Here is a 1,137-nt window from a genome sequence, read left to right on the forward strand (position 1 = left end):
CGGGGACATGCGGATAGTTGCGCCGTGACAGCCGGTGGAAAACCAAGCCGAGCGCCACCAAAATTGTCGAGTTCAGCGCCACCGGCACCAACGGGAACAGGAAGCCGAAGCTGAGCACGGCCGGTCCGCCGAGCACGGCCGTCAGCGCCGCGGCACCGCCCGGCGGATGCAGGCTACGCGTGAATGACATGGCGGCGATCGCCAGCGCCACAGCGAGGCCCGACGCGATCACCGGGTCGTGCACGAAGAGCGCGACCGTCACGCCGACCAGTGCAGAGATCGAATTGCCGCCGATAATCGACCAGGGTTGCGCAAGCGAGCTCGACGGCACGGCAAAGAGCAGCACGGCGGAGGCGCCCATCGGGGCCACCAGCAGCGCCACATCCGAGCCGCCGCCCATGGCGAGCCCGCTGATCACGCCGGTCAGCGCGATGCCAATCGTGGCGCCGATGCAGGCGAGCAGCCGCTCGCGTAGCGTCGCACCGGCAAGGATCGGAACAAAGAGGCGAAAGGCCATCGTAAGCCCTGGGGCGAGTTGGAATTCTGCGCTGTTCGAAATGCCGCCGAAGCCACGGATTTGAAAGTCAAACCAATCCGAATATTTGCGGCCAGTGAGAATATTATTGCGCGCACCGGTTTGTGCGGTCGCCGCCAACGGCTGGTGCTTTTCAAATCGAGTCAGAGCCTGGGCGCGGAGATACTTTTACTGGAATGGATAGTATCGGCTTCTCGATCTTCCGGAGGACGAGCGACTGGCAGGAGAGATGCAAAAGTACTTCCTCCTCTCGTAAGGGGGTCGGTGCTTCCGCGCCGATTCCAAACTCTTTTGCTCTTCGCCCGTCCCCTGGTCCGCCTTGACTAGTACGAGCCTACGGCCTATTGCACCGCCACGTTAGCACTCGCCACTGGCGAGTGCTAACCACGCTCCGGCAACGGAGAACCGTTCAACATCCGCACCAGGGACATCCAAAAATGGCAAAGTCGAATTTCCGGCCGCTGCATGACCGCGTGGTCGTTCGCCGCGTCGAGTCCGAAGCGAAGACCGCCGGCGGGATCATCATCCCGGACACCGCAAAGGAAAAGCCGCAGGAAGGCGAGATCATCGCCGTTGGTTCCGGCGCCCGTGACGAAGCCGGC

Annotated in this window: 2 protein-coding genes; one reads left to right on the forward strand and one right to left on the reverse strand. The window is 63.0% G+C overall.

All coding sequences use genetic code 11. The features are described from left to right. Positions 1 to 517, reverse strand: a 517-nt coding sequence (locus tag EOC94_RS33340; protein ID WP_185928391.1) for an HPP family protein, incomplete at its 3' end; no start/stop codon positions are given. A 455-nt stretch (positions 518 to 972) separates the two neighbouring features. Here EOC94_RS33340 and EOC94_RS33345 point away from each other — a divergent pair. Continuing rightward, positions 973 to 1,137: co-chaperone GroES (locus EOC94_RS33345; RefSeq protein WP_148128457.1), on the forward strand; the 165-nt coding region annotated here is incomplete at its 3' end.

Source organism: Mesorhizobium sp. M6A.T.Ce.TU.016.01.1.1 (genome assembly GCF_003997065.1).
GTDB classification, from domain to species: Bacteria; Pseudomonadota; Alphaproteobacteria; order Rhizobiales; family Rhizobiaceae; genus Mesorhizobium; species Mesorhizobium mediterraneum.